Genomic DNA, 6,117 nt, shown 5'->3' with positions numbered 1-6,117 from the left:
CAGGGCCAAAATCAGCCACGAAGAGACGATTTTGGGCTGAAAATTGGAAAATTGAGCCACAGGACGTCGATAAAGGACGGTTTGGGGCGTCATATCGGGAGCTGCGGACCACTTAATCGCAACTTCCCTAAATCGCTTTAAAATCATCGTATTGAATATTTTTGGTTGCAACTCTCCACGCTTTATCCTTATTTCCTCCACATTTGGCGAAAATTTGTTTTTTACACTTTCATTGTTTTACCGTTGCTCTGACTAATTGACGATAAACCCCGTAAAGTTAATCTCGTCAACACGGCATAGCGCCGAAGAATAACTGAAAGAAAGGAAATAAATTATGCGTAAGTTTACTGCACTGTTTGTTGCTTCTACCCTGGCTCTGGGCGCTACCAGCATGGCGTTCGCCGCAGATACTGCGACCACCACCGCTGCCGCGCCTGCTGAAGGCAAAATGATGATGCATCATAAAGGCCCGGGTATGCACAACGAGATGATGATGTTTAAGGATCTCAACCTGACGGATGCACAGAAACAGCAGATCCGCGATATCCGGAAAAGCGAACGCGACCAGATGAAACGTCCGCCGCTGGAAGAGCGTCGTGCCATGCATGACATCATCGCCAGCGACAGCTTCGACAAGGCGAAAGCCGAAGCGCAGATCGACAAAATGGCCGAGCAGCACAAAGCCCGCATGCTGGCTCACCTGGAAACCCAGAACAAGATCTACAACATTCTGACCCCGGAACAGAAAAAACAATTTAATGCGAATTTTGAGAAGCGTCTGACAGAACGTCCGGCGATGGAAGGTAAAATGCCAGCACCAACCGAATAATCGGTTCACTCTCTTAAGACCGCCGGGATCCTGTCCACAAAAGCGCAATCGCTGTGGACAGGACCGGCGGTTTTTCTTTCCTGCCCTCTTGTCTGCCGCCGCCAGCGCGGTATGCTCCTGTAGTCGCATCAGAGAATGTTTGTAGAGTCATGGCGTTAGAATTTTTATTAACGTTCCGCTAAGGCCTGCCCGCTCTGCTGCCGATACTGTGTTGTGAATACCTAACGATAACAAACAAGACAGCAACGATAGCAATATCCTTGCCCTGGCACGGGTTGTGCCATTCAGGAGTGGTGATGGAGTTCTTTGATATCCGTAAGATGCCGGTCAGCCTCTGGCGCAATGGTGCGGGTGAAACGCGTGAGATTTGTTGTTTCCCTCCCGCAACGCGCGATTTTCACTGGCGCGCCAGTATCGCGACTATCGCCAGCAACGGCGAATTTTCCTCTTTTCCCGGCGTCGATCGGGTAATTACCTTGTTGGAAGGCGGGGAGGTGACGCTGGATGCGGGCCAGGCGTTCTTCCATACCCTGAAGCACCATCAGCCCTACAGCTTTGCCGGCGACCTGCCGGTGAAAGCGCTGCTGTCCGATGGGCGGATGGCGATGGACTTCAACATCATGACCCGTCGCGACTGCTGCCGGGCGAAGGTGCGCGTGGCTGACCGTACCTTTACCACCTTTGGCACACGCGGGGGCGTGGTGTTTGTGTTAAGCGGGGCGTGGCAGCTGGGTGATAAATTGCTGACGGCCGATCAGGGCGCCAGCTGGGAGGAGGGTACCCATACGCTGCGTCTGCTGGAGGCTCAGGGTACCTTATTGTTCAGCGAAATCACGTGGCTGCCAGGCCATTGAGCTCAATGATTTCAAACTTACCGGCCAGCACAGGTTTACAGAGAATTTTGTAGCCATCGTGGTCAAATCCGGCGGGCGTGCGCAGCAGGGTTGCCGCGTCGTTGATATCGTCGACAGCGCCCAGCCAGAGCCAGTTATTGACGATGTGATATTGGGTCATCGCGTCACCCACTTCTTTTAGCGCAACGGCGCTTTCCCAGGGCCAGCACTTCACGCTGATGGCCGCCAGACCGGCGAGGAGCCGGGCGTGGTGCGCCTCAACGCTCTCTTTCCCACAGCAGGCACCGGCACAGCGCTTCAGCGCGGATCGAAAACAGGCGCGTCCGCGCGTGGTCGCCTCAAGGCCCAAAAGGCTGTAGCAAAGCTGGAGTTCGTCCGCCAGCGTCTGCAGCGCCTGAAGTGCCGCACGTTTATTGGCGAACAGTCCATAGAGATTCGGGGCATGAGAAAAATCGACGTCCCGCGCGTAGACGACCTGCGGCTTGCCTTCGTTGATCTGCAGGGAGCAGAGCTGACGGTTGCGGCGCAGGCGCTTGTTGAACAGCGGCTGCTGCTCTTTAATCAAACGCGCCTCCAGCAACAGCGCACCCATTTCTCCCGCCGTCTGGAACCAGGTAATGCGTCGCGACTGGCGCAGCATGGCGGCCTCATCCGGAGTACGCAGATGGGATAACACCCGACTGCGAATGTTAACGCTCTTGCCGATGTAAAGCGGCAGCGTGTCGCTTTCACCGTGAAAGATATATACGCCCGGCTGTTTAGGCAGTGCCTCAAGCCAGGGGCGAAGGTGCTCGGGATATTCGTAGATAGCCGCCGCTTCAAACTCAAGACGCGGGGCGGATTGACGCCTGCTCACATACTGCTCCATATACTGTTCAGGCATACAGTGTAGCAGAGAGGGTTAGGTTAAAAAAGAGCCGGGTGGCGGCGACGCCTTACCCGGCCTACAAAACGGGGTTACCGTTTTGCGTTTATTTCCAGAAGTCGTCAAACACCGTTATCGGTGGGCGACGCTTGTGCTCGGTTTTCAGATACCAGCCTTCGATGATCTTTGCAGTGCCCTCATCCAGCTTTTTGCCTTCCAGATAATCATCAATGTCGTCGTAGGTGACGCCAAGGGCCGCTTCATCCGGCAGGGAAGGGCGATCGTCTTCAAGGTCCGCTGTCGGCGCTTTCTTATACAGATGCTCAGGACAGCCCAGCGCGGCAAGCAGCTGCTTGCCCTGACGCTTGTTCAGGCGGAAGATCGGGTTAATGTCGGTGCCGCCGTCGCCGTACTTGGTGAAGAAGCCGGTGATCGCTTCGGCCGCATGGTCGGTGCCGACCACGACGCCTTTGGTCATCCCGGCGATGCTGTACTGCGCTTTCATGCGCTCGCGGGCTTTCTCGTTGCCGCGAACAAAATCGCTTAACTCAATGCCCGCTTCGCGAAGCGCCTGCTCGCTTGCCAGCACGGAGCCTTTAATATTGACGGTCAGCACGCGGTCAGGCTGAATAAAGGCGATTGCATCCTGGCAATCCTGCTCGTCCGCCTGTACGCCATATGGAAGACGCACGGCGATAAATTGCAGGGTTTCATCTCCCGTCTCCTCGCGCAGCTCTGAAATTGCCATCTGGCAGAGCTTACCGGTCAGCGTTGAATCCTGGCCGCCGCTGATGCCCAGCACCAGAGATTTCAGGAAAGAGTTCTTCTTTAAATACGCTTTTAAAAAATCCACGCTGCGGCGGATCTCTTCATTTGCATCTACCGCAGGCTTCGCGCCCAGCGCCTGGATAATCTCTTGTTGCAGAGTCATCACGCTCTCCATAAACAGAATGTGTTAACTGTTAAAACTAACCCTTTGGACGTAAAACGACAAGGATCACAGTTTCGAGTGCGCTAATTTGCGCCGTTTTAGCAGGTTATCGTTGTTTTATTAGAATTTTCCGAAATTCGTCTGGCGTAACGCACAAAGTTGAACAATAGTACTTTTTATCCCATGCTTAGATAACACGCTGATAAACAAGAGGACGGAATATGAACAAGAACGTAGCAGGAATTCTTAGCGCAGCGGCGGTACTGACTATGCTGGCAGGGTGTACGGCTTACGATCGCACCAAGGATCAGTTTACGCAGCCCGTAGTAAAAGACGTTAAAAAGGGTATGACCCGTTCGCAGGTCGCTGCGATTGCCGGTAAACCTTCTTCCGAAGTCACCATGATTCATGCGAAAGGGACCTGCCAGACCTACATCCTGGGTCAACGTGATGGTAAGGCAGAAACCTACTTTGTCGCCCTGGATGATACCGGTCATGTGATCAACTCCGGCTATCAGACCTGTGCTGAATACGACACTGACCCGCAGGCACCTAAGGCGTAGTCACCCCGCTTGCCTGAGGATGTTAACAAACCGGCCCTGAGGCCGGTTTTTTTATGCATCGGAAAATCTTATTTCTTTTCGCGAATTATTTGCCCGAAATGTGAGGGTAGTCAACAAGCCAGGTCAATGAGAGACAATTTGAGTCTGTTCAGAATTATCCCCTGTCTGTACCATTGCGTATACTCACTCCAACGATAAACAACAGTACGCAAACTACCTGTCTGCCGGGACAGCGAGTCGAGTGAGAACGCGACGGCAGGTAGTCATACAAGAGGGAAATTACGATGGAAAAGAAACATATCTACCTGTTCTGCTCAGCGGGCATGTCAACCTCGCTTCTGGTGTCAAAGATGCGTGCGCAGGCTGAAAAGTATGAAGTCCCTGTGGTGATCGAAGCGTTCCCGGAAACGCTGGCGGGCGAAAAAGGTCAGACAGCCGATGTTGTTTTACTGGGACCGCAAATTGCCTATATGTTGCCCGAAATTCAACGACTGTTACCTAATAAACCGGTCGAAGTGATCGACTCGGGGCTGTACGGCAAGATTGATGGTTTAGGTGTTCTTAAAGCTGCTGTGGCAGCGATTAAAAAAGCTGCTAATTAATTTTTATTTTTCCCGTCAAAGAGTTATTTCACACACAATACGCCGTAACATGCGTTACGGCATTTAAGGGTATTTTCCTATGAGTAAAGTCATCGCTTCACTTGAAAAGGTACTCCTTCCTTTTGCTGTTAAAATAGGAAAGCAGCCTCACGTTAATGCCATCAAAAACGGCTTTATTAAATTAATGCCGTTGACGCTGGCCGGGGCCATGTTCGTTTTAATTAACAACGTTTTTCTGAGCTTTGGTGAAGGTTCCTTCTTTTATTCATTAGGAATTCGGTTAGACGCTTCCACAATTGAAACCCTTAATGGTTTTAAAGCCATCGGCGGCAACGTCTATAACGGTACGTTGGGGATTATGTCGCTGATGGCGCCTTTCTTTATTGGGATGGCGCTGGCAGAAGAGCGTAAAGTGGACCCACTGGCCGCCGGGTTATTATCCGTCGCCGCCTTTATGACAGTGACCCCGTACAGCGTCGGTGAAGCCTATGCTGTGGGCGCCAACTGGTTGGGTGGGGCTAACATCATCTCCGGTATTGTTATCGGCCTGGTGGTGGCAGAGATGTTCACCTTTATTATCCGTCGCAACTGGGTGATCCGCCTGCCGGATAGCGTACCGGCCTCCGTTTCCCGTTCATTTTCCGCGTTGATTCCAGGCTTCATTATTCTCTCTATTATGGGGATTATCGCCTGGGCGCTCTCTCACTGGGGCACGAACTTCCACCAGATCATCATGGACTCTATCTCTACGCCGCTGGCGTCTATGGGTGGCGTGGTCGGTTGGGCGTACGTGATTTTCACCTCTCTGCTGTGGTTCTTTGGCGTGCATGGTTCACTGGCACTGGCCGCGCTGGACAGCGGAATTATGACCCCGTGGGCACTGGAAAACGTTGCACTGTATCAGCAGTACGGCTCCGTTGACGCGGCGCTGGCAGCGGGTAAAACTTTCCATGTGTGGGCGAAGCCGATGCTTGACTCCTATATCTTCCTGGGCGGTACCGGGGCAACCTTGGGTCTGATCATCGCGGTCTTTATTGTCTCTCGTCGCGCAGACTACCGTCAGGTCGCGAAGCTGGCGCTGCCATCAGGCATCTTCCAGATTAACGAACCGATTCTGTTCGGTCTGCCAATCATCATGAACCCGGTCATGTTCATTCCGTTCATCCTGGTTCAGCCGCTGCTGGCCGCTATCACCCTGACGGCGTATTACATGGGCATCATTCCACCGGTCACCAACATTGCACCGTGGACCATGCCAGCGGGTCTGGGCGCCTTCTTCAACACCAACGGCAGCGTCGCAGCCTTCCTGCTGGCGATATTTAACCTCGGGATTGCCACCCTGCTGTACATGCCGTTCGTAGCGATTGCGAACAAAGCCGCCACCATCATTGATGAAGAAGAGAGCGAAGAGGATATCGCCCTCTCACTGAAATTCTAAGATTGACGGCGCGGGGAAACCCGCGCCAGCCACAA

The 6,117-nt window shown here is 53.0% G+C and carries 7 protein-coding genes; 5 read left to right on the top strand and 2 right to left on the bottom strand.

What is annotated here, in order from left to right; all coding sequences use genetic code 11:
• Positions 1-334 precede the first annotated feature (334 nt).
• Both spy and ves read left to right on the top strand, forming a co-directional pair.
• Positions 335-829 carry an ATP-independent periplasmic protein-refolding chaperone Spy gene (gene spy / locus ACOTXT_RS09580; RefSeq protein WP_008500682.1) on the top strand — a complete coding sequence of 165 codons (495 nt, stop codon included), beginning with the start codon at positions 335-337 and terminating at the stop codon, positions 827-829.
• Between the two features lie 296 nt (positions 830-1,125).
• Entirely contained in the window at positions 1,126-1,683 is a 558-nt protein-coding gene (gene ves / locus ACOTXT_RS09575; protein WP_021241069.1) for an environmental stress-induced protein Ves, read from the top strand.
• On the opposite strand, the gene cho is transcribed toward ves, so the two are convergent.
• Together cho and nadE are read right to left on the bottom strand one after the other, a co-directional pair.
• A complete protein-coding gene (gene cho / locus ACOTXT_RS09570; protein ID WP_172955643.1) occupies positions 1,661-2,551 on the bottom strand; it encodes an excinuclease Cho in 891 nt (296 codons plus the stop codon). The genes ves and cho overlap by 23 nt on opposite strands.
• Before the next feature lie 103 nt (positions 2,552-2,654).
• Positions 2,655-3,479 carry an ammonia-dependent NAD(+) synthetase gene (gene nadE, locus ACOTXT_RS09565; protein WP_106106095.1) on the bottom strand — a complete coding sequence of 275 codons (825 nt, stop codon included), beginning with the start codon at positions 3,477-3,479 and terminating at the stop codon, positions 2,655-2,657.
• 221 nt (positions 3,480-3,700) lie between these two features.
• Here nadE and osmE point away from each other — a divergent pair, with 221 nt between their 5' ends.
• The 3 genes from osmE to chbC all read left to right on the top strand — a co-directional run bounded on the left by osmE (position 3,701) and on the right by chbC (position 6,082).
• Complete coding sequence (gene osmE, locus ACOTXT_RS09560; protein ID WP_008500677.1) at positions 3,701-4,042, top strand: osmotically-inducible lipoprotein OsmE; 342 nt, start codon at positions 3,701-3,703, stop codon at positions 4,040-4,042.
• A 284-nt stretch (positions 4,043-4,326) separates the two neighbouring features.
• Positions 4,327-4,644: a PTS N,N'-diacetylchitobiose transporter subunit IIB gene (gene chbB, locus ACOTXT_RS09555; RefSeq protein ID WP_008500676.1), complete on the top strand. Its 318-nt coding sequence runs from the start codon at positions 4,327-4,329 to the stop codon at positions 4,642-4,644.
• 79 nt (positions 4,645-4,723) lie between these two features.
• Positions 4,724-6,082: a PTS N,N'-diacetylchitobiose transporter subunit IIC gene (chbC, locus tag ACOTXT_RS09550; protein ID WP_008500675.1), complete on the top strand. Its 1,359-nt coding sequence runs from the start codon at positions 4,724-4,726 to the stop codon at positions 6,080-6,082.
• The last annotated feature ends 35 nt before the right edge of the window (positions 6,083-6,117 follow it).

The organism is Enterobacter cloacae complex sp. IR5422 (genome assembly GCF_049238165.1).
Lineage (GTDB): Bacteria > Pseudomonadota > Gammaproteobacteria > Enterobacterales > Enterobacteriaceae > Enterobacter > Enterobacter roggenkampii.
This window is presented reverse-complemented; position numbering and strand designations above follow the sequence as displayed.

Coding starts and splice junctions, on each gene's coding strand:
- spy (WP_008500682.1), top strand. CDS start 335: ATGCGTAAGTTTACTGCACTGTTTGTTGCTTCTACCCTGGCTCTGGGC.
- ves (WP_021241069.1), top strand. CDS start 1,126: ATGGAGTTCTTTGATATCCGTAAGATGCCGGTCAGCCTCTGGCGCAAT.
- cho (WP_172955643.1), bottom strand. CDS start 2,551: ATGGAGCAGTATGTGAGCAGGCGTCAATCCGCCCCGCGTCTTGAGTTT.
- nadE (WP_106106095.1), bottom strand. CDS start 3,479: ATGACTCTGCAACAAGAGATTATCCAGGCGCTGGGCGCGAAGCCTGCG.
- osmE (WP_008500677.1), top strand. CDS start 3,701: ATGAACAAGAACGTAGCAGGAATTCTTAGCGCAGCGGCGGTACTGACT.
- chbB (WP_008500676.1), top strand. CDS start 4,327: ATGGAAAAGAAACATATCTACCTGTTCTGCTCAGCGGGCATGTCAACC.
- chbC (WP_008500675.1), top strand. CDS start 4,724: ATGAGTAAAGTCATCGCTTCACTTGAAAAGGTACTCCTTCCTTTTGCT.